The sequence below is a fragment of the Synechococcus elongatus PCC 11801 genome, assembly GCF_003846445.2.
Lineage (GTDB): Bacteria > Cyanobacteriota > Cyanobacteriia > Synechococcales > Synechococcaceae > Synechococcus > Synechococcus elongatus_A.
In genome coordinates this window covers 1,850,470-1,875,104 of record NZ_CP030139.2, presented here as the reverse complement: position 1 = coordinate 1,875,104, position 24,635 = coordinate 1,850,470, and the positions used below count along the sequence as shown (strand labels likewise).

Genomic DNA, 24,635 nt, shown 5'->3' with positions numbered 1-24,635 from the left:
GCGAGCAGTCCACTGCGAGGAATAACAGCTGTTGGTGTACAAACTTTAGTGCCAGCGGACATCGGCAATCACGGCTATTCAGCAACTGATTTCTATCCGTTATTCGTGGCATCAACCAGCCGCCACGATCGCATCTGCAGCAAAAAACCCGATCGCATGACCCCGAGCTGGGATTTCAGGACACTGTGCGATCGGGCTGGGGATTATCTGGGGCTGGCAGCAACTAGTACTGCGGCACACTGGGATCGACGTCTTGACTCCAAGCGTTGATCCCACCCGCAACGTTAGTGCCGTTGATCCCCGCTTCTTTGAGAATGCCGAGGGCTTTCGCCGATCGCCCACCCATTTTGCAGTGAACAATCAGCTGGCGCTTGCCATTGAGCAGTTCGCGCACTGTCTCAACGCCAGCACCCGCTTCGATATCCGGCAGCGGCACCAAGACTGCTCCCGGAATCGTGGCGATTTCTGCCTCGTGGGGATTCCGTACGTCGATCAATAAGACATCAGGATCTTGGCGATCGAGAATGGTTTTCAGCTCAGTAACGCTGATCTCAGGAATCGAGTCCGTGGCAGCAGCTTCGGCAGCTTTTGCTTGGGGAATGCCGCAGAACTCTTGGTAATCGATCAGGCGATCGATCACGGGACGTTCTGGATTGGGCCGCAGCTTCAGCTCACGGAATTTCATATCCAGCGCGTTATAGAGCAGGAGGCGACCGCTCAGGGTTTGGCCTTGGCCAAGAATAATTTTGACGGTCTCAGTCGCTTGGATCACACCGATGATCCCGGGCAAAATGCCAAGGACACCACCCTCAGCACAGGAAGGCACCATGCCGGGTGGCGGCGGCTCTGGATAGAGATCGCGATAGTTGGGGCCATCTTCGTAATTGAAGACAGTTGCTTGACCTTCAAAGCGGAAGATTGAACCGTAGACGTTCGGTTTGCCCAGCAGCACGCAGGCATCGTTGACGAGGTATCGCGTTGGGAAGTTGTCGGTCCCGTCGACAATCACGTCGTAGGGTTCGAGAATCGACAGCGCATTTTCCGAGCTCAGCGCGGTTTCATAGAGGTCAACTTGGCAATAGGGGTTGATCTCGTGGATGCGGTTTTTCGCCGATTCAATTTTGGGCTTGCCAACCCAGGAAGTGCCGTGGATAACCTGCCGCTGCAGGTTGGAGTGATCGACGATGTCGAAATCGACAATCCCAATACGACCAATACCTGCTGCAGCCAAATAGAGCAGCAAGGGTGAGCCCAAACCACCAGTGCCAATGCAGAGCACCTTGGCCGCTTTGAGACGCTTTTGACCCTCTAAACCCACTTCCGGCAGAATCAAATGCCGAGAGTAGCGGGCGTAGTCGTCTTGGGTGAGTTGAATGGAGTCCGTGTCGAGGTTGAGCATTGATTGAATCAGGGTCCTCAGCCTGCTCAGGTCGGCTCGGCGATCGCGATCGCCTGGAACTGTTGCCGGTCGTTCAGTTGCCAGCAACGGCAGTCTTTAATCTTACCCTGCGTGACTGAGGCAATGAGGTAGACATACTCAGGCCAAGCCTGCAGGCGATCGCACTCTGAAGGCAGGGCAGGGTGATCGGGATGGGAGTGATAGATGCCGAGAATTTGCCACTGGCGATCGCGGCAATATCGTTGGGCTTGCAATAGTGTTTGAGGATCAACTTGATAGCGATCGCGGCGATCGTGGTTCTCCTCCACCGTGGAAGGCTGCCAAACATTTGCTGCCGGCCATACCTGCTCGACTCGTCTATCCTTGCCCAGCAACAGACCACAACCTTCTTGGGGATAGCACTGCTGCAGATGAGCGGCGATCGCCTGACGACAGGCGACAGGTAAGAGCAGGTCTGACATCGGAACAGCCGATCAGGAGTTCCTGCCATGCTAGGCAGGGCGGTTCGCTTACCGCTAGGGTTGAGGTCTATCGACTTGCCCTTGAGAGCCTCATGTCCGACCTCTTCACCACCATTCCTGTCGCACCAGAGGGCTTTCGCTCGGGCTTTGTGGCACTGATTGGGCGGCCCAATGTTGGCAAGTCCACTCTCATGAATCATTTGGTCGGTCAAAAAATTGCGATTACTTCGCCGGTGGCGCAGACCACGCGCAATCGGTTGCGGGGTGTGCTGACTACGGATCAAGTTCAAATCGTTTTCGTAGACACGCCCGGCATTCACAAGCCTCAGCACCAGCTCGGCAGCGTCTTGGTTCAAAACGCCAGCAGTGCCATTCGCATCGTCGATCTCGTGCTGTTTGTTGTCGATGGCAGCGTGCCTGCCGGTCGGGGGGATGCCTTTATTGCCGACCTCATCCAGCGGGCAGGTGTCCCCACAGTCTTGGGATTGAACAAGGTCGATCGCCAGTTGCCGGAGGATACCGAGGCGATCGCTGCCAGCTATGCCCAACTAGCAGGCGATCGCGACTGGCCGCTACAAACTTTCTCAGCAACGACAGGTGAAGGCACAGCAGCTCTGCTAGAATGGCTGACTAGCGCCTTGGAACCCGGCCCCTACTACTATCCACCCGACCTGATCACCGATCAGCCCGAGCGATTCATTATGGCGGAGCTGATTCGTGAGCAGATTTTGCTCCAGACCCGCGAAGAGGTGCCCCACTCAGTTGCCGTGGTAATTGAACGAGTCGAAGAAGATCCCAACATCACTCGCATTCTGGCGATGATCTGCGTCGAGCGACCCTCGCAAAAAGCCATCTTGATCGGTCGCGGCGGCTCCATGATGAAAGCGATCGGCAGCGAGGCTCGCCAGCAAATGCAAAAGCTGATCGACGGAAAGATCTACCTAGAACTGTTCGTCAAAGTGCAACCCAAATGGCGACAGTCGCGCAGTCAGCTCGAGGAGTTAGGCTATCGTCCCGAGACTGAGTGATGATGCTCAGCGCCTCAGGGTGCGATAGCCTCCGCTTGATAGCCACAAGCCAAGGGTCAACCTGAAGGCTAACTCACAGCAACTCGCAGTTTTGCAGCGCGATTGCTACCACCAGCTGCACTGGGCTTGCTGACGCAGTAGGTGATCGCAGAGCACGAGGGCAACCATCGCTTCCACCATCGGCACGGCACGGGGCAAGACGCAGGGATCGTGGCGACCGCGAGCAGCCAGAGTTGTCGCTTCGCCGGCGTTGGTAACGGTCTCTTGTTCTTTGCGAATCGTCGCGGTTGGTTTAAAAGCCACTCGAATCACAATGTTCTCGCCGTTGCTGATCCCACCTTGGGTACCGCCACTACGGTTAGTGCGGGTGCGGAGTTGGCCTTGCTCATCGGTGTAGAAAGCATCGTTGTGTTCGCTCCCCGTCATTTCCGTGCCAGCAAAGCCCGAACCGATTTCAAAGCCTTTGGTGGCGGGCAACGACATGCAAGCCTTGGCTAAGTCCGCTTCCAATTTGTCGAAAACGGGTTCACCCAAGCCCCGTGGAACTCGTCGGGCAACACATTCGACCACGCCGCCGAGGGAATCTCCTTCCCGACCGATCGCTTCAATCAGGTCAATCATCTGTGGCGCGATCGCTTCATCGGGACAGCGGACGATGTTGCTCTCAACTTGCTCCAGCGTCACGGTTTCGGGATCAACCTGTCCCTCCAAGTTTTTGATCCGTTTGACGTAGCCAACAATTTCGACGCCCGCAATTTCTCGCAGCAGCTTTTTGGCGATCGCGCCAGCCGCTACGCGACCGATTGTTTCCCGTGCAGAGGAGCGTCCCCCACCGGCAACCGCTCGAATGCCGTATTTCGCGTCGTAGGTCGCGTCGGCATGGGAAGGCCGATAGGCGACCTGCATTTCACTGTAGTCCTGCGATCGCTGGTCTTTGTTGCGCACCACGATCGCGATCGGCGTACCGAGAGTCTTGCCATCGACCACGCCCGAAAGGATTTCGCACTGATCCGCTTCTTTGCGGGGTGTCGTGATCTTGCTTTGACCCGGACGGCGACGATCGAGCTCAAATTGGATCTCAGCTTCGGAAATTTCGAGTCGAGGTGGACAGCCATCGATGACAACGCCGACCCCTCCCCCGTGGGATTCGCCGAAGGTGCTGATGCGAAAGAGATGGCCGAAGCTGCTGCCCATACTGCCGTGCTGGTTCCAGCCTTCGATCTTATCGGCAGATGGGACGGGAAAGCCCGATTCTTGGGGCAGGCTGGAATCCGCTAGTCTGCTTCCAGCAACGGCGACAGATTGAGATGGGGTTCCACCGCATCCGCCAAAGCATCGATCAGATCATCCCGTTGGACTTGATAGTGCCCGATGCTGGTTGGTAGCGCTTTCAGACCACGACGGTGGCGCAGACTATTCAGCCATGCTCGTCGCCACGCTCCGTTGTCGAACACGCCATGCAGATAGGTGCCCCAGAGGTTGCCACTGCGATCGCACAACCCCAGCTTGGGATCATCAAAAATCGGCAGGAACTCCTCACTCTCACTGCTGAGGTGCGTCTGGCCTTGGTGGATTTCATAGCCCGTGATCGGTAGACCTGCTTGGGGTGATCGCGCTGTGGTTTGCCGCTGCCGCAAGGTTTTTTCAGCGGTGAACCAAGTCTGGGTTGGGAATAGCTGCAGTCCCTCAAATTGGCCTGCTGTTCCCTCATTACCCTCTGTGTCAATAATCTGCTGGCCCATCATCTGGAAGCCGCCACAGATACCCAGCACGGTTCCGCCCGCAGCTGCATAGTCTTGGATCGCTTGGGCTAAGCCCGATCGCTGCAAGTCCAGCAGGTCACTGATCGTCGTTTTGGAGCCCGGCAGAATCACGGCATCGGGATAGCCCAGCTCATCGTGGAGCCCCACATAGCGCACCTGCACCGATGGCTCGCTTTCTAGGGGATCAAAGTCGGTGAAGTTCGCGATGCGCGGCAGCCGAATTACCGCGATCGTCACTTCCGCCTGGGTTTTGCGGCGTCGCCGTTCCATTAAATCCAGCGAGTCTTCAGACGGAAAGGCGCGATCGATCCAAGGAATTACACCAAGAACGGGAATACCTGTGCGTTCCTCTAGCCAGTCCAGCCCCGACTGCAACAGCTCACGCCGCCCCCGGAATTTATTGAAGACGAAGCCCCGAATCAGCGATCGCTCGTCAGGATCGAGCAGTTCTAAGGTGCCGATCAGGTGAGCAAAGGAGCCGCCGCGATCGATATCGACCAGCAACAGTGTTGGTGCTTGCAGATGTTTGGCCACCCGGAGGTTGGTCAGGTCGCGGTGCTTGAGGTTAATCTCAGCGGGGCTACCGGCTCCCTCACAGACAATCCAGTCGTACTCGGCTTGTAGGCTCTCCAGCGCTTCACAAATTGCCTCCCAGCCCACCTCAAAGTAGTCCTGATAGTAATGCTCGGCAGTAGTGCGACCGACAGCCCGCCCGTTGAGAACAACCTGCGAGGTCATATCCCCTTGGGGCTTGAGCAAGATCGGGTTCATTTCGATCGTTGGCTCGACCCCCGCCGCCCAGGCTTGAAAGGCTTGGGCATAGCCAATCTCACCGCCGCTGGCAGTCACGTAGGCATTGAGCGCCATGTTCTGCCCCTTGAAAGGAGCAACACGCCAGCCCTGCCGCCGCAACAAGCGGCAGATCGCTGCTGTGATCAGTGATTTGCCTGCGTGGGAGGTACAGCCCACGACCATCAGAGCCGGCATGAGTCTCCCCCTAGAACGGCAACCGCAACCAGCGGCACACCGCATTGTAAAAGCGATCGCGCAGACCCGCAGGTGGTAGGCGATCGCCCTGCTGTTGCCAAATCAGCACTAACTGCTGTCCCAAAGGCGTGAGCCGAAAGCGGTTGGTCAGCCCTTGGCCATCGACTTCGCGGCGCAGCAGTCCCACCTGCATCAGCCACATCAGCTCGTTTTCAGCAATCAGTTCATTGAGATTGCGCCGACTGTAGCCATGGGCAATGCCCGCAGTGCCTGCAATGTCTTGGAGCGGCACGGCGGTCTGTCGCAGTGCGAGGAACAGGCCCAGGCGAAAGGGTGAGCAGGCTGCTGCTCGGGTCGCCCGACGCAGTGTTTTGGCTGGGAAGTTCAATCCCCCCGACAGGGCAGCAGACATGGCCACAGCGTTAGAAGTTGACTCTTGGATCATAGGATTGGGGCAACGACTCCCGTCCTGTTGGTTTTGGTGGCTATGCCTGCTCCGCGCCTGATTTTGGCTTCGGCTTCGCCTGCACGTCGTCGTCTGCTGGCGACGGTGGGTCTATCAGTAGAGGTGCAGCCCAGTCACTTTGATGAAAGCTTGGTGCAACTGACGGATCCGCCCGCTTTGGTTCAGGAACTGGCCTTTCGTAAGGCTGCAAGTGTGGCGCGATCGCAGACAGAACCGGCGCTGGTGTTGGGCTGCGACTCAGTCCTGGCGATCAACGGCGAAATTTGTGGCAAGCCTGCCAGTCCTGCAGAGGCGATCGCCCGCTGGCAACAGATGCGGGGGCAGTGGGGTGAACTGCATACTGGCCACGCTTTGATTGATTCCGCCAGTCAGCGCCGCTGGCTAGCTTGTGGCACAACGCGGGTGCGCTTCGCAGAAGTGGAGGATGCCGAGATTGAAGCCTACGTGGCAACCGGCGAACCTTTGGCTTGTGCGGGGGCTTTTGCGCTTGAAGGTAAGGGTGGGCTGTTCATTGCTGAAATTCAGGGCTGCCACACCAATGTGATTGGCCTGAGCTTGCCCTTGCTGCGCAATTTGCTGCGAGCAGCGGACTATCCCTGGTTGCAGGCGTGGCAGGACTAAGAAACGGTTGAACTAGGTCACGAGGCAGTTACGATCGCGGCTGAGCTGCTGTAGATCCTGCTGAATCTGGGCGATCGCGCTGCTCCAATCACCGCGTTGGATCTGACGATAAAGCCGCATGCTGGGATACCACGGCGTCGTTTCGCCGCTTAGCCCCCAGCGCCAATTGGCCGGCTCTGGCAGTAGGGTCCACACGGGCAGCGCCATCATTCCCGCCAGATTTGCCACCGCCGTATCAACGGAAATCAGCAAGTCCATCTCCGCTAGCCAATCGGCCGTATCTTGAAAATCCTGAAGCTGCTCACTCAGGTCAAACAGGCGATCGCTCTGTTCCAGCCAGGGTTGCAGTTCAGTCACGTCAGCCCCAACTTGAAAGCTGTAGTAGTCAACCTCTGGAACCGCCAGCAATGCTGGCAGGAGTTCGCTGAGAGGACAGCTCTTTTCGCGGTAGAGACGAGCGGTTTCTGGGGAGGAGCGCTTGCCTGAGGCCCAAACAAAGCCGACTTGCAGCGCTTCAGCACAGCGGAGGGGCGGTGTACTGCTCTGGAAATAGGCCCACTGCCAAGGCACCGTTGCGGGTGTGGTTTGCGCGATCGCAGGCAGAGACATCAGCGCCACTTGGCGATCGCAGGCTGGGAGCGGTTCACCCAAGCAGCAGATTTGAAGGTGATCGTCTGCCAGTTGCTGCATCAGCTGCTCTAACAGCGGATCGGTGACGAAGACGAGCTGGGCTTGGGGATGCTGCTGGCGTAGTTCCAGCAACCAACGACAGAACAGCAGATGATCCCCCAGTCCTTGTTCGCCCCAAATCAATAGAGTCTGATTCCCGAGCGATTCACCCTGCCAAGCCGGAGCCAGTTGGCGGTACTGAAATGGATCGAGTTCGGGTTGATAGTCGAAGCGCACTTCTAAATCGGGCCAGCCCTGCTGCCAATTGCCCCAGTGCAGTTGTAAAAAGCCGCGATTGCAGCGCAGCAACGGACTCTCAGGCGCGATCGCAGCTGCAGCTTCGTAGTCTGCTAAGGATTCGGAGAATTGCCCGAGGCGATAGTGGAGGACGCCCCGACTGATCAGGGTGTCAGCGGTCGCTCCTTGCAACGCGATCGCCTGATTCAGGCTGGCCAGCGCAGCAGTTAGCTGATTGTCGTAGTACTCCAGACCTGATCGCTCTTGCCAGAACTCGGCTTGCGAGGGGGCTTGTTCACAGGCGATCGCGAGGGCTTGGGCTGCACCGGCATAGTCCCCTTGCTGCTTAAGGCTGCGACCCAAAGCGCGGTGCAAGGTGGGCTCCTGAGGAGCGATCGCCAACGCCTGCCGAATCAACCATTCAGCCCTAGGCCAGTTCTGCGCGGTAAAGGCGCGATCGGCAGCTTCAATCCAATCCGCTATGGATAGCTCGCCGCGATAGTTCCACGACAGAGGTGTGGGCTGGAACTCCGTCAGTGCCGTTTGCAGTGCTGCGATCGCCCCTGACCAATCGCCGGGGCTGGGCTGCCGGAATAGTCTCAGGCTGGGATACCAAGGTGTGGTGGAGCCGGAGAGTTCCCAACGCCAATCCGGCACAGCTGGCAGCAGCACCCAAGTCGGTAGCCCGATCATGCCGCCGAGATGCGCGATCGCGGTATCGACGGTGATCAGTAAGTCCAGATGGGCGAGGCGATCAACCGTGTCCTGAAAATCACTAATCTCGCTGCCCAAATCCAGTGGTGGATCTGCGATCGTCTGCCAATCTTGCCGAGCTTCATCCACTTGTAGCGAGACGACTCCCCAGCCAGATTCCGACAGAGCAGACCAGAGCAGTGACAGCGGACAGCTTTTGTTAGCAGCGAATTCCGCTGACTGAGCTGGATTGCGGCCAGCACTCCAGACTAGGCCTAGCCTGGGGCGATTGCGATCGGGCAGCAAAGCTCCCTGCCGAGGAAAGAAATAGGGGCCATGCCAGGGTAGATGGTCACGATCGCTTTGAAAAATCAGCATCAGCGACAGCAAAGGCACCTGCCAATTGCAAACTGGCAACTCAGCGCCTTCCGCGATGACGGTGAGCTGATCATCAGCCCAGGTTTGAAACAGGCGTACCAGACTCGGGCTGGTCTGCCAAACGATGCGGGCTTGGGGATAGCGCTGGCGCAGCAGGGGAACCCAACGCGCCCCCATCAGGCGATCGCCAAATCCCTGTTCTCCCCAGACCAAGAGCGTTTGTTGACCCAAGTCTCGCCCTTGCCAACGCAGCAGTTTCAGCGAGGCTTCGATTTCGGGAAAGTGTTGAAGTTGTTGGCAGCGAGCTTCGTAGGCGGGTAGACCAAAGTCCCAGTCCCCGATCGCGAGGGCTGCGTGGGCACTGTTGTAGCGAATTTCAGTATTGTCTGGATCCGTCTCCAAAAGCTGTTGATAATCCCGCAGCGCAGTCGTTGGATCTCCCAGTTTTTGCAGCGTGATGGCGCGATTGAAACGAGCTGCTGCATGGGTTGGGGCGATCGCTAGCGACTGATTTAGATGCTCCAACGCCTCCGTGAGCTGCCCCATTTGCTGGAGCAGGTTCCCGAGATTGTTGAGGTGGTGTGGCTCGGTGGGATCAAGGGCGATCGCTTGGCGCAGCAGTGCAATTCCAGTCTCTTTCTGGTCGCAGCGGTAGTAGCACAAGCCTTGCAAGCCGATCGCATCTGCCCAGTCGGGAAACTCGCTGAGCAGCCGATCGAGCTGGGCGATCGCCGACTCAAACTCGCCTGCTTCATAGGCCGCGATCGCCTGTTGGTAGTCGTGCTGCGCTGCTGCCGTAATCTGCACGATCCGAGATTCCGATGCTTCGGGGCTATCATCCCCGATCTGTTGCCGCTCTGTTTTGAAGTTGCCAGGAACCTAACGATCGCGAGGCGGCGTGTTGGGTTCAGTCGGATAAGGACGAAAGTCTAAACAGCGATCGCCGACCGGAGCTGTTCGTCGTGCCAAGCAAGGCTGCATCGGATGGTCGCTGGCAAATAAGCAGCGATTGCAATCTTCAATGCGACGAAAAGCGCGGGGCTTGATCATGGCCTTACTGTAGCGAGTCTTTCACTCCAGATCAGGCGATCGCGATTTGATTCACGTCAGTGTCTAGGTGGTCTCAGACCTCGCCCGATCGCGAATCTCCTGCAAGCTTTGCCGCTGAGTAATCGCACCATTTTCAAACACCGTTTGCAGACAGGATTGCGGATCGAGTGCCGAGGTCAGGAGTGACACTGTTCGGTATTCGCCCTTGTGATCGCGGATTAAATCCAATCGTCCTGCTTTGCTGGCTTTGCTGAGATCTGTTGCTGGCTGCTTACGAATCGGGATGACTTGCCCCGATCGCTCGATCCAGCTGCACTTGTAGGCAAAGCGCTGGGTATCACGGTTGACCTGCTGCAACAGCCCACCCCCCATGCCGAAGGCTACATTGCTGGCACTAAAGCCTGCTGCCATAACTGCTTGCAGAATTTTGGGCAGACTTTCCGCTGTGACGCCATCACCTTGAATCACTCGCACCGATCGCAGGACTTGATAGCCTTTCTGATTGCGATCGCAGCCGAACTTAGCGGCCAAACGACGCAGTAACTCTGGCACAATCTGCTCTGGATTGCCTGAGTCAGGCCGAATCACCACTGTTGCGCCCGATTGCAGAATGCGATCGCGTAAATCCTCACTCCAAAGATGATCGACGGCGTTCCAGAGATCATAGGAATCCGAAACAACAGCAACCACAGATCCCGGCTTTGCAAAGCGATCGAGCATATTACGGTAAGCATCTAACTCACCTGCTTGCCCCCAAGCTGTAATCGTCGAGTGCTCCGCTGCCGGAATCGAAAAGCCTGCGATCGCGCAATCGTAATAGCGCTGTCCTGCCAGTAAAGCAGCGATCGTATCGGTGCCCTGAAAGTTGACTAAATGGGCTAGCCCTCCGATTGCAGCACTCTCTTGGCTTGAGACCCCCCGCGAACCAAAGTCATGCAACTTGAAGTCAATTTCAGCGGCTGGATTGTCGGCTGACTGCTCCAGCGCTTGCTGAATGATTTGCCGAAGCTGCCAACTGCGCGTTGCCACAGTCGTCGGATACCAAACCCGCAACAGTAGCGTCTCAACCCAAGTCACCAACCAAGCCAATTCAGGATCGGTCGATTCCACTGTCAGCAAGACATGGCCGGTGGGAACCAGGCTGCCTTCGGGTACGGCACGAATTCGCAACGGTAAATAACCGCCATGGCGATCGCAAACTTGTTGCCAGCCTGCTTGATTGAAGGGCAAGCCATGTGCTCGAAATAGCGCGGCAGCTTCTTGAATGTCGGTGCTAGTGATTGGCTTTGAGAAATAACGCAACAGTAGATATTGCAGGCCAAAAAAGAGCGTGTGCGAGCAATCTCCACCCCGGCTCTCTAAATAAGCTCCGATCGCAGTGGTATCAGCTGGATATTGCAGCCAGTGACTCACTTTGTATGAGTCGGTATCGAACAGAAGATTGAGGTCCATAATCAGTTGCGCTCCGCAACGATGAGGTCAAGGACAACTCACCCGGTCTCTCCAGACTGAGCTGTCAGAACAAAATGACTACCAAAACAAGAGGCTAAAACTCTTGATTTCCAGCTATGCGATTACCTAATGACTGATCGATTCAGCACTAAGTTCGACTGACAAAATGCTGAATAATTTGGAAGTGATCTTCGAAGAATTGCTCTTCGTGAGCATAGAGATCCGCGAGGGACATCCACCAAGCTTTTTCGGCATCATCGCCGCCGCGCACGGATGGTAAAGGCCCAGGTTTAAGGTGAATGCAAAAGGCGTGGGTAATGATGCGTCCCCGTTGCGATCGCTGCGGTGCATCAAAGACGCGATTTTCGACAATCGATCCTTGTAGAACTGGCTTCGGAACTTTCAATCCTGTTTCTTCGCGCAGTTCCCGCAGCATTCCTTCCAGCACGGTTTCATCTTGCTGGATATAGCCTCCTGGCAGTGCAATCAAGCCTTTGCCTGGACGTGCCTTGCGACGAACGACCAGCACATGCCCCGACTGAATCACGATCGCATCGGTGGTCACAAACGTCGGTGCGTAGGGCGCGACAGCCCAAGCTCGCCGATAGCCTTTGATGTAATCGGCCTCATCGCGCAGCCATTGATAGCGACCCGTTTGCTGATACGCCGTCAGATAGTCTGCAACACCTGCAGGTAAAGCAGCGGCATAGTTTGACTCTTCAGAACCGCTGAAATAGGCATCGCGAACAGCAGTGGAGTGAACTGCTTCCAGTCGCGGCACTTCCAAAAAATCCCACTGGGGAAAGAGATCGAGGTAATAGCTACTGCGATCCTTGCGGTGACCGACTAAAACAATGCGGGCTTCCTCGCCAGCTTCTTCGAGGACTTTTTGCTGAATTTCCGTCAGCCAAAGATTGTCGCTGTAGAGGTGATCCCGAATGGGGATAAAGCTGACTCGTTTTTGCCAATTGGCAGGCAACGCTGCCCGAATCATTTCCTCGCGTTCTTCAGAACTCCAAGGATTGCGCGTATCGGGTGACGCGAGATGGCTACCAGTCAGAATCAGGAGATGTTGCGCGACCTCAAGCGATCGCTGCACCACTGACAGATGACCATTGTGAAAAGGTTGAAAACGGCCGATATAAACGGCAACGTCGTATTTCATTGATTGACCTCAGAATCCCTGAAGTGAAAGCCTGCTTCGATTAGCGTGGCTTGCTTTGAAGGTAGCACTGAATTTTGAAAGCTGACAAGGCGATCGCAGCGTCAGCCTATGCACACAATGAAACAGTGAACGGCACAGCTGGATTAGAGCGATGCGTTGGCTGATATGGGGATGGTGCTTGCTTCTCCTGTTGGGAAGTCCGAGCCTGCCTGCGATCGCGGCAATTCATCACTATCCCGAAGGGGGCGATCGCGAAATGATTCGCTCCTTGCAAAGTCTGCGCGATGCAAGGGATCAATCTTGGCAGGTGATTTTCTATGAACGTCGCCAAGGCAGCGATCGCATTGCTTCCCGACTGCGCTTGGTAGGTTTTCCAGCCGTGCGCCTCTCGCGGCAGACGCCCTTGATCGTGGAGCAAACGGGTCGGCAACTGTCCTTGCCCAACGTGACGGATCAAGATACTCAGCTCAGCGCCAATGTGGCAGAGTTCGACAGCGAGACGCTGTTGCCACTCCTCGATCGCATCACCCCTCTGCGGCTACAGCTAGACAATGAAGTGATGTTGACGGTACCGCCGTTTATGGTCAAAGAATGGGCTGCGATCGGGCATGAGTGATCGCGATCGTCAGTACATGCAGCGCTGTTTAGAGTTAGCTGCACAAGCGGCTGGGCAAACAGCACCGAATCCCATGGTCGGCTGCGTCATTGCCCAAGGCGAAGAAGTCGTGGGTGAAGGCTTCCATCCGGCCGCTGGGCAGCCCCATGCGGAAGTGTTTGCTCTGCGGCAAGCCGGCGATCGCGCCCGTGGAGCCACCCTTTACGTCAACCTTGAGCCCTGTAATCACTATGGCCGGACGCCGCCCTGTAGCGAAGCGGTGGTGGCGGCTGGTCTAAAGCGGGTCGTAGTCGGCATGGTCGACCCTGATCCCCGAGTCGCTGGGGGTGGCATTGCCCGACTTCAACAAGCGGGAATCGACGTGACGGTTGGTGTTGAACAAGCCGCCTGTGAGCAACTGAACGAAGCGTTTGTTTGGCGGGTGACTCAGCGTCGTCCCTTTGGCATTCTCAAGTACGCCATGACCCTCGACGGTCGAATTGCGGCTAGCAGCGGCCATAGCGCTTGGGTCAGCAGTCCTGAATCGCGTCGCCAAGTGCATCAACTGCGATCGCAAGTGGATGCGGTCATTGTGGGTGGCAACACAGTGCGGCTGGACAACCCTCGTCTGACTTGTCATGACGTCAGCGATCGCCATCCCCTGCGAGTAGTGATGAGTCGCCACTTAGATTTGCCGCTGGAGGCCAATCTTTGGCAGACCGATATTGCGCCCACGCTTGTTTTTACCGAAGAGACGGCCGATCGCGATCGCCGGAAGAAACTCGAAACTCAAGGGGTAGAAGTCATTGCACGATCGCCGTTAACTCCTACGGCTGTGAGTGCTGAATTATTCGATCGCGGCCTTTCGACTCTGCTCTGGGAATGTGGCGGCACTTTAGCTGCGGCTGCTCTCCGCGAAGGTCAAATTCAGAAGCTTCTAGCGTTCATTGCTCCCAAGTTGATTGGTGGCCCACCCGGTTACAGCCCAGTCGGTGATTTGGGTTTATTGCGGATGGATCAAGCCCTCAAAGTTGAGCGATCGCAGTGGCAAGCGATCGGCCCCGATCTTTGCTGGACGGCTTATATCCAGTCGTAAATTCATGCCTCTGGTTCCAATCAAGAATGGTAACTTTCCGGACTTTTAGTTGAGAATTCGCACGATCACGGGAGTTCAATCGCGCTGGCCATCATGAGCTTCAATCGACAACCGTTTCAGGACTGAGATTCAACTTCCCGAGGACTGTAGGGACGAGACAAGAGAGCAGTCACCCAAGGTTGATTTGTCTGGAAGGGCGATCGCCTCGTATGCTGAGCAGCAGTTTGCGTCGGAGCCCAAGTGATTGGCAGTGCTTTCTCTCTCCTTGGTCATCCCGACCTTCAATGAAGCTGAGAATATCCAGCCGCTGCTGCTACAGCTGAGTTCATTGCTCGACCACGCCCTGCCCGATCGCTACGAGCTGATTGTGGTCGATGATGATAGCCCCGATCACACTTGGGCGTTAGCGGCAGAACTCCAACCGAAGCTGCCAATGTTGACGGTATTGCGGCGGCAGAGCGATCGCGGCCTAGCAACAGCCGTCGTCTATGGCTGGCAACAGGCTCAAGGCGAAATTTTGGGCGTGATTGACGGTGACCTGCAGCATCCACCGGAAACACTCTTGGCTTTGCTCGAGACGATGCAAGCAGGAACTGACTTAGCAGTCGCCAGCCGTAATGTGACCGGCGGCGGCGTCAGTGACTGGAGTCTATGGCGTCGCTTTGGTTCACGGGGCGCTCAGTTGCTTGGTCTTTTAGTACTGCCAGAAGTCCTCGGTCGCGTCAGCGATCCGATGAGCGGTTACTTCATGGTGCGGCGATCGGCACTCGACCTCAATCGCCTCCAGCCTCGCGGCTACAAAATCCTTTTAGAAGTGATTGCCAAAGGACGCATCCGGCACATTCAGGAAGTCGGCTTTGTCTTCCGTGAGCGCAGCCAAGGCGAAAGCAAGGTGACGTCCCGAGAGTATTGGGATTACCTACGGCACTTGCTACAGTTACGACTCCAGCGCTGGGAAAGTTCGCGCTTTTTGAAATTTATCGGCGTGGGCGCAACTGGCGTTATCGTTGATAGCCTCGTACTCTATCTTCTACATGATTCCAGTCAATTAGGATTGCCGTTACTACTCAGCAAATTTATTGCAGCTGAGGTCGCTATTTTTAATAACTTTATGCTGAATGATGCTTGGACTTTTCGTGATTTAGCAAAGGGATCTCAAAAGCGCTACTGGTCTCGTCGATTCCTCAAGTTTAATTTGATTTGTTCCTTGGGAATTTTCTTAAATCTCCTGATTTTAAGCCTCTTAGTTGAAGGTCTTAAATTACACTATTTACCATCGAACTGGGTAGCGATCGCGGTTGTTACTCTCTGGAATTTCTGGCTGAATCGCAAACTTACTTGGGTTGGTTAGTGAGTGAGTTTGCAATGCAACTAACAGATTCGATGATTCACTGGAGTCCTACATCGCGATCGCTAGTTAGTTCATCTGGGGTCAGCCAACTGATCTACGGATTACACAGCACTCCTTTTGGAGATTGTTTGATTGCAAAGACGGCGATCGGCATCTGTCAGCTTGAGTTTTTTGATTCTTTAAGCCCTGCGGAAGCTGAGCCATGGTTGCAAGCGGCTTGGCCTGACGCAGCAATTCACTATCAGCCGACTGAAACGACCATGATTGCTCAGCAGCTCTTTCGTTATGAAACTGCTGACCCCAGCCTGTTCCGGCTGCACGTGCACGGCACACCCTTTCAACAGCAAGTCTGGCGATCGCTGCTTCAAATTCCTAGAGGGGTAACGACCACTTATCAAGCCTTAGCGATCGCGATCGGACGCCCCAATGCTGCCCGTGCAGTAGGCAATTCGGTTGGCAAAAATCCGATCGCATACCTCATTCCTTGCCATCGCGTTATACAACAGTCCGGCGAATTGGGTGGCTATCGTTGGGGACGCGATCGCAAACAGAAACTCTTGAATTGGGAAGCGAAAGTCTGTTAAAGACCAATCACGTCTAATTGTTCTGCTAGAGGCTCTTCAGTCGCGATCGCTTGCACAGAGGTTTGCTCTTCGGCACTAAAGTCTTGCCAAGCTGCGAGTTGCTGACTGACCAAATCCGCAGTCGCATCAGCAATATCCCCTTGACGGGCTTGCAATCGCTGCCGCAGCGTCGATTCCGAGGCTTGGCAATGCAAAATTCGGATCGGGATCTCTTGGGATTGAGCTGCAGTGATCGCAGCATTTCGATAGGCTTGACGGTCATATTTCGCATCCAGAATGACGCGGTAGCCGGCACGAGCTAAGCAAAGACCCAATTGTAAGAGGCGATTGTAGGTGCGATCGTTCATCTCAGCACTATAGAGTTCTGGGCCACCCCGTTCGAACAAGGGCACACCTGCTAGGTGTTTGCGAACCGCATCTGATCGCAAAATGATGGCCCGTTGCCGTTCCGCGATCGTGCGTCCTAGAGTTGATTTACCCGAGCCGGAAAGACCGCTGAGTAACAGCAATTCGCCCTGTTGAGCTGGTTGGGCATAGGCATGGGCCAGCCGGTAGTAAGCAGCTGCCTGATCAAAAGCCTGCTGACGGCGATCGCTATCAATGGCTGGATCGTCTAATAAAAATGAGGTGACTTTAGCGCGGACATACGCTTGTCGACTCAGATACAGCGGCAGAACTTGTAGTCCTTCCCAATCGCCACTTATCTCAGCATAGGCGTTGAGAAAAGCCGTTCCTAGATCCTGACGGCCGCGTGCATCGAGGTCCATGACCAAGAACGCAATGTCATACATCGTATCGACAAAGCGGAAGGGCTCATTGAACTCAATGCAGTCAAACAAAAAGAGTTGATCATCCCATCGGCAAAGGTTTCCGAGATGAAGATCGCCATGGCATTCACGGATTTTATCTGCAGCAGTCCGAGCTGCGAATAGATCAGACTGAGTGTCAAAGAAGCGATCGCTAAAGGCTTTGGTTTCCTCAAACTGTATTTGAGTCTGTGGGCCCCCAACATAGCTCAGCGTTTGTTGATAGTTTTCATCAAAGGCTTTACGGATTTGTGCCACTTGCCCATAGCTACGAACGTGGTCATCTACCCAAGTTCGAGCATGAAAATCCGCGACAACTCCAGCCAGTTGGCGCATGACCTCAGCATCAAGATGGCCCGCTTCAAACTGCTCAGAGAAGAGACAACCCTTGGGAAACTGCTTCATTTGCAGAGCATATTCTTCAGCGGGTTCGCCTTCAGAGAACTGATAGCGATCGCCCGTTTTTGAAATAGCAAGAACCTGTTGATAGAGGGGTGCTGCTGTCCGTTGGTTGAGGCGCAATTCTTCTTGCAGAAAATGCTGGCGTTTTTCCAATGTTGAGTAGTCTAAAAAGCCAAAGTTAACCGGCTTTTTGAGCTTGTAGGCATAGGGCCCTGTCAGCAGGACATAGGAGCAGTGCGTTTGATAGAGCTGCACAGGTGTTTCAACGGCATGCGGATAAAACTCAGGCTGCAACATCTGCTGAATGAGAAGCGGCAGGGCAGCATCCGTCATCGTTTTGGCCTAAAACACTGCTTCTACCGTGGCACGCTCGCCAAACCTTGATCAAGCTCGATCGTCTAAGTCAGCAAGATCAGAGGGATGTTCCTAGCCTCCGTTGCGGGAATCTTAAGAACCATTCCATCCCATTTTTTTGGGAGAGGTCGACCATGAAACATCCCTCATCACCCACCAGTGATCAACAGATTTATCAACTGTCGTTTCTCTGGAATGGGGCCTACTGGACAGATGCTGAAGGGATCTCCCACTTTGACCAGCTCTTGAAAGCGCTGACACCAACCGATCATCAGCCCCAAGCTGCGACAATTTGTCTTTCGGCAGAACGCCAGCCCAGCGGTGACAACCCCTTGGATTTGATTCGGGTGGACACCTACACTGATACCTACACGCTGCCTGCTTTTCCTGATCTGCCGTTAATCCCGCTGACCAGCAACCGGATTCCCAAGCTCCCAGTGTGGTGGCTGGATGTGCTGTTTGACTGACGGACTAAACGTGCTGACCGGCCGCGATCGCACTGCTTAGGCAGATGGCGGGGCCGCTGTGGGAAGTGCTGGCGTCGCAAAGCAGTAGTAAAGAGTGTTGTTATCCACAACTTCAGGATTGGCTTCCAGCAGGCTAGCTTCTGCTTCCAAAAAAGCCCGTAAGTCAGCAGTGGGCCAAGGCACAAGAGTACTGGCTTGGGTTACCCAATCGACTAAGCTAACCCGACCTTGCTGTTGCTGAATAAGGTCGTGCAATAAGCGGCGTAGTTGCTGCTGTTGATCTTGCCGTTGCGGATCGAAGGGAAAGCGATAGCGAATATTCCCCAACTCATCCGAGCTGACTTCAGCATTGAGCAGTAGCGCTTCCGTTTTCAAAAAAGACTTCAGTTCCTCGGTGGGCCAAGGTACCCGATCGCTGGCGCGGGTGACCCACTCGATCATGCCCAAGCTCCCTTGCGACTCGCGAATCAAACCATGCAGAAACCGCTGTAGGCGTTGTTTTTGCCGCTGGCGCCGCTGCTGACGAAAGTTGAGTTCTAGCAAGCTACCCGCAGCGGTTGCCACCAAACCACCGCCCCCAAACAGGATGATGCTGGCCTCCTGCTGTTCGCGGCTATAGCCCCAAGCAGTGGGGTTGGTTGAGGCTAGACCGATCCCCAAGACCATGCTAGGCACACCGCCTAGAAGGAGGGTGACAGCGAGGAGCCGCTGTAGGAACAGATCCACCATGTGCCAAGTTCGGTCTCTTACCGTTGAGTATGGCGCGGCGATCGCCCCTGCTGTAGCCTGCATCGTTGCCGCCTCTTTTCAGCGAGACTAGAGCAAGCATTGTTTGGCGATCGCCCGATCCATGAGTGACGAACAGCAGACCAAGCAGACCCAACCGACTGAAACTACCGCTGGCAATCCACCGCCAACCTTACCGAGCTGTTGGAGTGGTTCCGCTGTCTCAGGAGCGATCGCGGTAGGCGGCTACTTTCTGACGCTGTCAATCGCCAGTAGCTTTGCGGCTAAACCGCTGCCGACTGGCAACGCCTTCGCTCAAAACATTGCGGTTGCAGTGCGGACGCTGGTAGTTGGCATGGGTGCGCTTGCCACAGGCATTTTTGGCATTGTGGCCTTGGGCCTGTTTCTACTCGGGATTCAAGTGGGGCTACAAAGCTTGCGCAAAGCCCAAAGCTAGGCCGTTGTAGTTGAGGTGGCTTGTCGTTGTTGCCACCACTGCCAAATTGCTTGGGTAATCAGGTGGCTGAGCAGTCCAAGCGGGCCTGCAAATAAGCAGAGAACTAATGAGTGGCGCACGGGAAGTCCCGGTTTCTCGACGGCGGTTTGAGCTACCCAGCGCCCCACAAAGAGATCCAGCACTACGAAATGAAGCCAGCCAGCAGCCGTGACCCCAGGATCAGCAAAGGCTTTGGCAATATCCGCCAACTTGGGGCTGGCAAGCGCAGCAGCCGATTCGGGCGATACGGACGTAACCAGCAGTATCAAATAGGCGATCGCCAGTACCGCAAAAGGATAAGGCGAGCCGACAATCCGCTGTGTCCATTCCCAGCGCGGACGGCCAATCAGCAATAACCAAAAGGGCAAGACGGCCAGATTGGCACCGTTAAAAAAGAGCTCAGCCAGCATTGGGAAACCAGGTAAGGCAACGCCACAACGTCTCAAATGTAACGATTGGCAGCCAGCAGCAGTGGGGATCGCTAGTCTGAAAGCAAACGACGGAAATCCTTGCACCATGACTGCTTTGACCTATAGCGACCTCGGCTTGTTGATTCTCTTCCTATCGCCAGGGCTGCTGCTCTCAGTCTTGATTCTTGGCACCTTTGCCAAGGGCGGCTAGGGCGATCGCTATCCGAGCCCAAGGGCAAGCGGCTATTATCTGAAGATTGCGCAGTTTTTGCCGCCTTCGAGGAACCCATGGCCGAAACCTTCATGTTCAACGCCCTACGGGCTGCAATCGATGAAGAAATGGCACGTGACCCCAATGTTTTTGTCCTCGGCGAGGACGTGGGGCATTACGGCGGCTCCTACAAAGTCACCAAGGATCTCTACAAAAAATACGGTGACTTCCGGCTGCTCGACACCCCGATCGCCGAGAACGGCTTCACAGGGATGGCCGTCGGCGCCGCCATGACCGGTTTGCGGCCGATTGTCGAAGGCATGAATATGGGCTTTTTGCTCCTAGCCTTCAACCAGATCGCCAACAACGCGATGCTGCGCTACACTTCCGGCGGTAACTTCACCATTCCGATCGTCTTCCGCGGTCCTGGGGGTGTCGGTCGCCAGCTTGGGGCTGAACACTCCCAACGACTGGAAGCCTACTTCCATGCCGTGCCCGGGCTCAAAATCGTGGCTTGCTCAACGCCCTACAACGCCAAGGGTCTGCTGAAAGCAGCAATCCGCGACAACAACCCTGTCCTCTTCTTTGAGCACGTGCTGCTCTACAACCTCAAAGAAGACCTGCCCGACGAGGAGTACATCTGCCCGTTGGATAAGGCAGAACTGGTTCGTCCCGGCAAGGATGTCACAATCCTCACCTACTCGCGCATGCGCTACCACTGCTTGCAGGCAGTGAAGACGCTGGAGAAAGAAGGGTTTGATCCCGAAGTGATCGACCTGATTTCGCTCAAGCCCTTCGATTTTGAAGCGATCGAAGCCTCAATTCGCAAGACCCACCGCGTCATCATCGTTGAAGAGTGCATGAAAACGGGCGGGATTGCTGCTGAACTGTCCGCAGCGATTATGGAACGCTGCTTCGATGAACTCGATGCACCGGTCGTGCGTCTGTCTTCCCAAGATATTCCGACGCCCTACAACGGCAAGCTGGAAAATCTGACGATCGTTCAACCCGAACAAATTGCGGCCGCTGTCAAAGATCTGTTGACTGCCAAGGTCTAGGTCAGCGATCGCCGATCTGCCGTATTCAGAAACATCATGGGAAAACAGCAGAGTCCGCTGATCTTAATTCTGGCCTTGGTGGCCGCTGCCATCTTTGTCTTGGTGCAGCTCCCCATCCGCCTTGGCCTTGATCTCCAAGGGGGCTCGCAGTTGACCATCTTGGTCAAGCCCACCACCGAGATTCCCTCGGTAGGCGATCGCGAACTGGAAGCGGTGCAGCGTGTCATTGAGAACCGGGTTAATGGCTTGGGTGTCTCTGAAGCGGTGATTCAAACTGCTGGCAGCGACAAGATTTTGGTGCAGTTGCCCGGCGTCAGTGACCCCGAACAAGCCGAGCGGGTGTTAGGAGGCACAGCTCAGCTAGAGTTTCGGGAACAGAATCCTGGCACTGAAGCTGCTGTGACCCAGCTACAGCAAGTGGTTTCCCAAGCGCGGGGGGCGATAGAGATTGAGCGCCGCAATGGTGACCCTGCCAAAGTGACTGAGTTAGAGCAGACACTCGAAAAAGCTCAGACAGAACTAGGTAAGTTTTTTGGTCCCGCCCAAATTACTGGTAAATCGCTGAAGGATGCTCTTGCCCAGCCAACCCAATCAGGCAATAGCTGGGAAGTGGCCCTGCGCTTTGATACGGAAGGCGGTGACCAATTTGCAGCCCTCACCAAAAGTTTGGCGGGCACAGGGCGCAGCATTGGCATTTTCCTCGATGGCGTTCTGATCAGTGCGCCGGTGGTGGGGCCTGAGTTTGCCCAGACTGGGATCACAGGGGGCAGTGCGGTCATCACGGGCCGCTTCAGTACGGAGCAAGCCGATGACCTGGCGATTCAGCTGCGCGGTGGTGCCCTACCGCTACCGGTGGAAATTGTTGAAAACCGCACCGTGGGCGCGACACTTGGTCGAGACAGCATCCAGCGCAGCATCTATGCGGGCGTTGGCGGTTTGCTCCTCGTCCTTGTTTTCATGGTGGTTTACTACCAGCTGCCCGGCTTGATCGCTGACATTTCCCTAGCGATTTACGCCATCCTCTCGTTGGCAGCCTTTAATCTGCTGGGTGTGACCTTGACCCTGCCCGGAATTGCTGGCTTTTTGCTCAGCATCGGTATGGCCGTGGATGCCAACGTCCTAATTTTTGAGCGAACGCGAGAGGAACTACGAGCAGGCAAATCGCTCTATCGCTCCGTTGAATCCGGCTTCTATCGAGCTTTCAGCAGCATCTTGGACAGTAACGTCACGACGCTGATTGCCTGTGGTGCTCTGTTCTGGCTAAGCAGCGGTCTGGTCAAGGGCTTTGCTTTAACACTGGCGATCGGGGTGATGGTCAGCATGTTTACGGCGATCACCTGTAGCCGCACGCTGATGTTCTTGGCGATCACGAATCCAGCCCTGCGCAAGCCGCAACTGTTCGATCGCACTCTGACTGCAACCAAATCCTGAGGGTGACCATGACGTTACAACTCACGGCTCAGCGTCGGCGTTGGTGGTGGATCTCTTCCATCTTGGTCTTGCTCAGCATTGTGGGCATGGCGATTTCTTGGGTGCAGTTTGGGGGGCCGGTACGACCGGGTCTGGACTTCATTGGGGGTACTCGTCTGCAGCTCGAGCGAGACTGTACCAAAGCACAGTGCGATCGCCCGCTGGAAGCTGGTGCCATTCGTGAGGTCTTGACCTCCGAGGGCTTGGAGCGCAGCAATGTTCAAGTGGTGGGGCAGGAACAGCAGGGATTTGTAATCAGCACTGGCGATCTGAGCCCTGAAGCGCGTGTTCAGCTGCAAATCAAACTGAGTGAAGCGTTTGGTCCCTTTGATCCGCAGCAGACGCAAATCGACACGGTGGGTCCGGTACTAGGGCAGCAATTGCTCAGCTCTGGCTTGTTGGCGCTGCTGGTCTCCTTTGCTGGGATTCTGGTCTATCTCAATTTCCGATTCCAGCGGGACTATGCCTTGCTAGCCATTCTGGCTCTGCTCCACGATGTGTTTATTACGGCGGGCGTTTTTGCTTGGCTGGGGATCTTGGCGGGCTATGAGGCAGACAGCCTGTTTATTGTGGCGCTGCTAACGATCACGGGTTTCTCGGTCAATGACACGGTGGTCATCTACGATCGCATCCGAGAAACGATCGCCCTGTTCCCCGACGACGATATTGATGAAATCGTCGATCTTTCGGTCAACCAGACGCTAGGCCGTTCGATCAACACTACCCTGACAACGCTGTTACCCCTCGTAGCGATTTACATCTTCGGGGGCGCCACCCTGCAGAACTTTGCTTTGACCTTAATTGTCGGGTTTGTTTTGGGTGCTTATTCCAGCATTTTTGTCGCGAGTACCCTGCTAGGTTGGTGGCGTAAACGCACGCCGCGATCGCCGCAACCGATCAATGCTGAAACCTGATCTGACAGAAGTGACGCAGCGCGATCGCCAACTGCAGCTGCTGCAGGCTTGGCATTACCGCCGACAACAGCCCAGACTGTGGCTGGCCAGCTTGGGACTGGTTTGGAGCCTTTGGGATCTTCGGGCTGAATGGGCCTTGATGGCAGAGCAGTTCACTTGGGCAGCGCTGCGCTATGCCATGCTCTACCATCTCTTGACGTGGCTAGTGCTGATCGTCTGTTCGATGAGTTTGGCTGGAGTGTTGATCGATCGCTGCTGGCCGCAACGCCGCGATCGCCGACTACAACGCCAGCTCGATCGCATTTTAGCCACGGGAACTCGCCATCCACTCTGGAAACGCTTGCAGACTCTCAGTCCTGATAGCACCCATGCCAGCAGTCTCTAAATCGACTGTTTGTAGACTGCAGCTCAGCCCATGGCAGTCATTGTCTGTCCAGCGTCTTGATCTCTGGAGCCAAGGCTCACAGCGATTGCAAAGATCAGAATCAATGCAATGCGGCTCAATCGACTGATTGCGACAATTCCCATCCTGCTATTAGCGGCTTGTCAACCAGATAGTCGCCTCAGCGAAACGCCACCGGTAGATGAGCTGGCAACAGTGATTTCCGTGACGATGGGACCCTATCACTTGCACCTCCCTTTGGTGGCAATCACTTGGGCGGGCAGCTCTAAAGTGTCGAGTCCTTGTGCGGGAGAAGAGTCACAGCGATTGTGCTCGGTGCCAGTGGCAACCCTTGTGCAATCTGCCAACCAAGGAACTGCGATCGCAGCAAGCAGTCTTGAGATTCTGCTGGATGACTACAGCACTTTTAAGAACACAGAGCTCGATCGCTGGTTTGACATTCCGCAACTCTGTGAACAACTCACTCAGCGCTGGGCGCGTCAGCAATGCACTGGCCCTTCTTTGTTTCAGGACAACCTGCGAAGGTTCACTCTCATTGAAGCGGAGTCGCTAACAAGGGTTAACAGTCTGGGCTTAATTGGGGGACAGAAGGAACCTATTCAAGAGGTGGTGCAGCGGATGCAGTTGGTGAAGACTGAGCCGACTGCTGATTGTGCGGCGGATGGTCAGGGACTCTGCACTGTGGCGATGCACCTTGAAGGCGATGTGCTAGCTGTTTGGATTGTTGCGATCGCGGACGTGGGTTCGATTCAAAGACAAGCGATCGCGATTCAAGCTTTTTTGAAGTATGCAGCAGGGAAGGAGGAGAACTACGAGGCACTGACTGAGGCTTTGGCAACAGGGACTTGAGAGAGGTCAGCGACTGTCTGAGAGTAAAAAGGTGGTCTTGAACAATAACGAGTTCCTGTTCGAGAGTAGCGAGT

General features: G+C 55.4%; 25 protein-coding genes. 13 read left to right on the top strand and 12 right to left on the bottom strand.

What is annotated here, in order from left to right:
- Positions 1-223 precede the first annotated feature (223 nt).
- Positions 224-1,399 carry a molybdopterin-synthase adenylyltransferase MoeB gene (gene moeB / locus DOP62_RS09215; RefSeq protein WP_208676844.1) on the bottom strand — a complete coding sequence of 392 codons (1,176 nt, stop codon included), beginning with the start codon at positions 1,397-1,399 and terminating at the stop codon, positions 224-226.
- Positions 1,400-1,425: 26 nt separating this feature from the next.
- Positions 1,426-1,860, bottom strand: coding sequence for a Mov34/MPN/PAD-1 family protein (locus DOP62_RS09210; RefSeq protein ID WP_208675397.1), 435 nt, complete (start codon positions 1,858-1,860; stop codon positions 1,426-1,428).
- Positions 1,861-1,952: 92 nt separating this feature from the next.
- Between DOP62_RS09210 and era the strand changes: the two genes are divergently transcribed.
- Positions 1,953-2,888, top strand: a complete 936-nt coding sequence (era, locus tag DOP62_RS09205; protein ID WP_208675399.1) for a GTPase Era — start codon at positions 1,953-1,955, stop codon at positions 2,886-2,888.
- 105 nt (positions 2,889-2,993) lie between these two features.
- Here era and aroC read toward each other — a convergent pair whose 3' ends face one another.
- The 3 genes from aroC to DOP62_RS09190 all read right to left on the bottom strand — a co-directional run bounded on the left by aroC (position 2,994) and on the right by DOP62_RS09190 (position 6,050).
- Positions 2,994-4,082 carry a chorismate synthase gene (gene aroC, locus DOP62_RS09200; protein WP_208675401.1) on the bottom strand — a complete coding sequence of 363 codons (1,089 nt, stop codon included), beginning with the start codon at positions 4,080-4,082 and terminating at the stop codon, positions 2,994-2,996.
- An 80-nt stretch (positions 4,083-4,162) separates the two neighbouring features.
- On the bottom strand, positions 4,163-5,638 hold the full coding sequence (cobQ, locus tag DOP62_RS09195) for a cobyric acid synthase CobQ (RefSeq protein WP_208675403.1): 1,476 nt from the start codon (positions 5,636-5,638) through the stop codon (positions 4,163-4,165).
- A gap of 10 nt (positions 5,639-5,648) precedes the next feature.
- Positions 5,649-6,050, bottom strand: a complete 402-nt coding sequence (locus DOP62_RS09190) for an Npun_F0494 family protein (RefSeq protein WP_208675405.1) — start codon at positions 6,048-6,050, stop codon at positions 5,649-5,651.
- A 75-nt stretch (positions 6,051-6,125) separates the two neighbouring features.
- Here DOP62_RS09190 and DOP62_RS09185 point away from each other — a divergent pair, with 75 nt between their 5' ends.
- Entirely contained in the window at positions 6,126-6,725 is a 600-nt protein-coding gene (locus tag DOP62_RS09185) for a nucleoside triphosphate pyrophosphatase (RefSeq protein ID WP_208676846.1), read from the top strand.
- 12 nt (positions 6,726-6,737) lie between these two features.
- Here the strand turns inward: DOP62_RS09185 and DOP62_RS09180 are convergent, their stop codons facing one another.
- The 4 genes from DOP62_RS09180 to DOP62_RS09165 form a co-directional block, all read right to left on the bottom strand.
- Positions 6,738-9,509 (bottom strand): tetratricopeptide repeat protein, encoded by a 2,772-nt coding sequence (locus DOP62_RS09180; protein WP_208675407.1) that lies wholly within the window; start codon positions 9,507-9,509, stop codon positions 6,738-6,740.
- Positions 9,510-9,581: 72 nt separating this feature from the next.
- The gene (locus DOP62_RS09175; RefSeq protein ID WP_208675409.1) at positions 9,582-9,752 is read right to left on the bottom strand and encodes a hypothetical protein; all 171 of its coding nucleotides are present in this window, start codon (positions 9,750-9,752) and stop codon (positions 9,582-9,584) included.
- Between the two features lie 63 nt (positions 9,753-9,815).
- A complete protein-coding gene (locus DOP62_RS09170; protein WP_208675411.1) occupies positions 9,816-11,204 on the bottom strand; it encodes a nicotinate phosphoribosyltransferase in 1,389 nt (462 codons plus the stop codon).
- Between the two features lie 148 nt (positions 11,205-11,352).
- Positions 11,353-12,369, bottom strand: coding sequence for a bifunctional nicotinamide-nucleotide adenylyltransferase/Nudix hydroxylase (locus tag DOP62_RS09165; protein WP_208675413.1), 1,017 nt, complete (start codon positions 12,367-12,369; stop codon positions 11,353-11,355).
- Positions 12,370-12,520: 151 nt separating this feature from the next.
- Here DOP62_RS09165 and DOP62_RS09160 point away from each other — a divergent pair, with 151 nt between their 5' ends.
- The 4 genes from DOP62_RS09160 to DOP62_RS09145 all read left to right on the top strand — a co-directional run bounded on the left by DOP62_RS09160 (position 12,521) and on the right by DOP62_RS09145 (position 15,995).
- The gene (locus DOP62_RS09160; RefSeq protein ID WP_208675415.1) at positions 12,521-12,985 is read left to right on the top strand and encodes a DUF3122 domain-containing protein; all 465 of its coding nucleotides are present in this window, start codon (positions 12,521-12,523) and stop codon (positions 12,983-12,985) included.
- Positions 12,978-14,060: a bifunctional diaminohydroxyphosphoribosylaminopyrimidine deaminase/5-amino-6-(5-phosphoribosylamino)uracil reductase RibD gene (ribD, locus tag DOP62_RS09155; protein ID WP_208675417.1), complete on the top strand. Its 1,083-nt coding sequence runs from the start codon at positions 12,978-12,980 to the stop codon at positions 14,058-14,060. The genes DOP62_RS09160 and ribD overlap by 8 nt, the downstream gene beginning before the upstream one ends.
- 250 nt (positions 14,061-14,310) lie before the next feature.
- Positions 14,311-15,411, top strand: a complete 1,101-nt coding sequence (locus tag DOP62_RS09150) for a glycosyltransferase (RefSeq protein WP_261790074.1) — start codon at positions 14,311-14,313, stop codon at positions 15,409-15,411.
- Between the two features lie 14 nt (positions 15,412-15,425).
- The gene (locus DOP62_RS09145; protein WP_208675421.1) at positions 15,426-15,995 is read left to right on the top strand and encodes a methylated-DNA--[protein]-cysteine S-methyltransferase; all 570 of its coding nucleotides are present in this window, start codon (positions 15,426-15,428) and stop codon (positions 15,993-15,995) included.
- On the opposite strand, the gene DOP62_RS09140 is transcribed toward DOP62_RS09145, so the two are convergent.
- Positions 15,992-17,536, bottom strand: a complete 1,545-nt coding sequence (locus tag DOP62_RS09140; RefSeq protein WP_208675423.1) for a bifunctional aminoglycoside phosphotransferase/ATP-binding protein — start codon at positions 17,534-17,536, stop codon at positions 15,992-15,994. The genes DOP62_RS09145 and DOP62_RS09140 overlap by 4 nt on opposite strands.
- Positions 17,537-17,691: 155 nt before the next feature.
- On the opposite strand from DOP62_RS09140, the gene DOP62_RS09135 reads away from it, so the two are divergent.
- Positions 17,692-18,024: a hypothetical protein gene (locus DOP62_RS09135; protein WP_208675425.1), complete on the top strand. Its 333-nt coding sequence runs from the start codon at positions 17,692-17,694 to the stop codon at positions 18,022-18,024.
- A 36-nt stretch (positions 18,025-18,060) separates the two neighbouring features.
- On the opposite strand, the gene DOP62_RS09130 is transcribed toward DOP62_RS09135, so the two are convergent.
- Positions 18,061-18,816, bottom strand: coding sequence for a hypothetical protein (locus tag DOP62_RS09130; RefSeq protein ID WP_370538777.1), 756 nt, complete (start codon positions 18,814-18,816; stop codon positions 18,061-18,063).
- Between the two features lie 58 nt (positions 18,817-18,874).
- On the opposite strand from DOP62_RS09130, the gene DOP62_RS09125 reads away from it, so the two are divergent.
- Positions 18,875-19,207, top strand: a complete 333-nt coding sequence (locus DOP62_RS09125; RefSeq protein WP_208675427.1) for a DUF3082 domain-containing protein — start codon at positions 18,875-18,877, stop codon at positions 19,205-19,207.
- Here DOP62_RS09125 and DOP62_RS09120 read toward each other — a convergent pair.
- Positions 19,204-19,656, bottom strand: coding sequence for an ABA4-like family protein (locus tag DOP62_RS09120; protein ID WP_208675430.1), 453 nt, complete (start codon positions 19,654-19,656; stop codon positions 19,204-19,206). The genes DOP62_RS09125 and DOP62_RS09120 overlap by 4 nt on opposite strands.
- A gap of 288 nt (positions 19,657-19,944) precedes the next feature.
- On the opposite strand from DOP62_RS09120, the gene DOP62_RS09115 reads away from it, so the two are divergent.
- The 5 genes from DOP62_RS09115 to DOP62_RS09095 all read left to right on the top strand — a co-directional run bounded on the left by DOP62_RS09115 (position 19,945) and on the right by DOP62_RS09095 (position 24,561).
- On the top strand, positions 19,945-20,925 hold the full coding sequence (locus tag DOP62_RS09115) for an alpha-ketoacid dehydrogenase subunit beta (protein ID WP_208675432.1): 981 nt from the start codon (positions 19,945-19,947) through the stop codon (positions 20,923-20,925).
- Positions 20,926-20,961: 36 nt separating this feature from the next.
- Positions 20,962-22,356, top strand: a complete 1,395-nt coding sequence (gene secD, locus DOP62_RS09110) for a protein translocase subunit SecD (protein ID WP_208675434.1) — start codon at positions 20,962-20,964, stop codon at positions 22,354-22,356.
- Positions 22,357-22,364: 8 nt separating this feature from the next.
- Positions 22,365-23,309: a protein translocase subunit SecF gene (secF, locus tag DOP62_RS09105; RefSeq protein WP_208675436.1), complete on the top strand. Its 945-nt coding sequence runs from the start codon at positions 22,365-22,367 to the stop codon at positions 23,307-23,309.
- Positions 23,296-23,694, top strand: a complete 399-nt coding sequence (locus tag DOP62_RS09100) for a hypothetical protein (RefSeq protein ID WP_208675438.1) — start codon at positions 23,296-23,298, stop codon at positions 23,692-23,694. The genes secF and DOP62_RS09100 overlap by 14 nt, the downstream gene beginning before the upstream one ends.
- A 108-nt stretch (positions 23,695-23,802) precedes the next feature.
- The gene (locus DOP62_RS09095; RefSeq protein WP_208675440.1) at positions 23,803-24,561 is read left to right on the top strand and encodes a hypothetical protein; all 759 of its coding nucleotides are present in this window, start codon (positions 23,803-23,805) and stop codon (positions 24,559-24,561) included.
- Positions 24,562-24,635 lie beyond the last annotated feature (74 nt).

Coding starts and splice junctions, on each gene's coding strand:
- moeB (WP_208676844.1), bottom strand. CDS start 1,399: ATGCTCAACCTCGACACGGACTCCATTCAACTCACCCAAGACGACTAC.
- DOP62_RS09210 (WP_208675397.1), bottom strand. CDS start 1,860: ATGTCAGACCTGCTCTTACCTGTCGCCTGTCGTCAGGCGATCGCCGCT.
- era (WP_208675399.1), top strand. CDS start 1,953: ATGTCCGACCTCTTCACCACCATTCCTGTCGCACCAGAGGGCTTTCGC.
- aroC (WP_208675401.1), bottom strand. CDS start 4,082: ATGGGCAGCAGCTTCGGCCATCTCTTTCGCATCAGCACCTTCGGCGAA.
- cobQ (WP_208675403.1), bottom strand. CDS start 5,638: ATGCCGGCTCTGATGGTCGTGGGCTGTACCTCCCACGCAGGCAAATCA.
- DOP62_RS09190 (WP_208675405.1), bottom strand. CDS start 6,050: ATGTCTGCTGCCCTGTCGGGGGGATTGAACTTCCCAGCCAAAACACTG.
- DOP62_RS09185 (WP_208676846.1), top strand. CDS start 6,126: ATGCCTGCTCCGCGCCTGATTTTGGCTTCGGCTTCGCCTGCACGTCGT.
- DOP62_RS09175 (WP_208675409.1), bottom strand. CDS start 9,752: ATGATCAAGCCCCGCGCTTTTCGTCGCATTGAAGATTGCAATCGCTGC.
- DOP62_RS09170 (WP_208675411.1), bottom strand. CDS start 11,204: ATGGACCTCAATCTTCTGTTCGATACCGACTCATACAAAGTGAGTCAC.
- DOP62_RS09165 (WP_208675413.1), bottom strand. CDS start 12,369: ATGAAATACGACGTTGCCGTTTATATCGGCCGTTTTCAACCTTTTCAC.
- DOP62_RS09160 (WP_208675415.1), top strand. CDS start 12,521: ATGCGTTGGCTGATATGGGGATGGTGCTTGCTTCTCCTGTTGGGAAGT.
- ribD (WP_208675417.1), top strand. CDS start 12,978: ATGAGTGATCGCGATCGTCAGTACATGCAGCGCTGTTTAGAGTTAGCT.
- DOP62_RS09145 (WP_208675421.1), top strand. CDS start 15,426: ATGCAACTAACAGATTCGATGATTCACTGGAGTCCTACATCGCGATCG.
- DOP62_RS09140 (WP_208675423.1), bottom strand. CDS start 17,536: ATGACGGATGCTGCCCTGCCGCTTCTCATTCAGCAGATGTTGCAGCCT.
- DOP62_RS09135 (WP_208675425.1), top strand. CDS start 17,692: ATGAAACATCCCTCATCACCCACCAGTGATCAACAGATTTATCAACTG.
- DOP62_RS09130 (WP_370538777.1), bottom strand. CDS start 18,816: ATGCAGGCTACAGCAGGGGCGATCGCCGCGCCATACTCAACGGTAAGA.
- DOP62_RS09125 (WP_208675427.1), top strand. CDS start 18,875: ATGAGTGACGAACAGCAGACCAAGCAGACCCAACCGACTGAAACTACC.
- DOP62_RS09120 (WP_208675430.1), bottom strand. CDS start 19,656: ATGCTGGCTGAGCTCTTTTTTAACGGTGCCAATCTGGCCGTCTTGCCC.
- DOP62_RS09115 (WP_208675432.1), top strand. CDS start 19,945: ATGGCCGAAACCTTCATGTTCAACGCCCTACGGGCTGCAATCGATGAA.
- secD (WP_208675434.1), top strand. CDS start 20,962: ATGGGAAAACAGCAGAGTCCGCTGATCTTAATTCTGGCCTTGGTGGCC.
- secF (WP_208675436.1), top strand. CDS start 22,365: ATGACGTTACAACTCACGGCTCAGCGTCGGCGTTGGTGGTGGATCTCT.
- DOP62_RS09100 (WP_208675438.1), top strand. CDS start 23,296: ATGCTGAAACCTGATCTGACAGAAGTGACGCAGCGCGATCGCCAACTG.
- DOP62_RS09095 (WP_208675440.1), top strand. CDS start 23,803: ATGCGGCTCAATCGACTGATTGCGACAATTCCCATCCTGCTATTAGCG.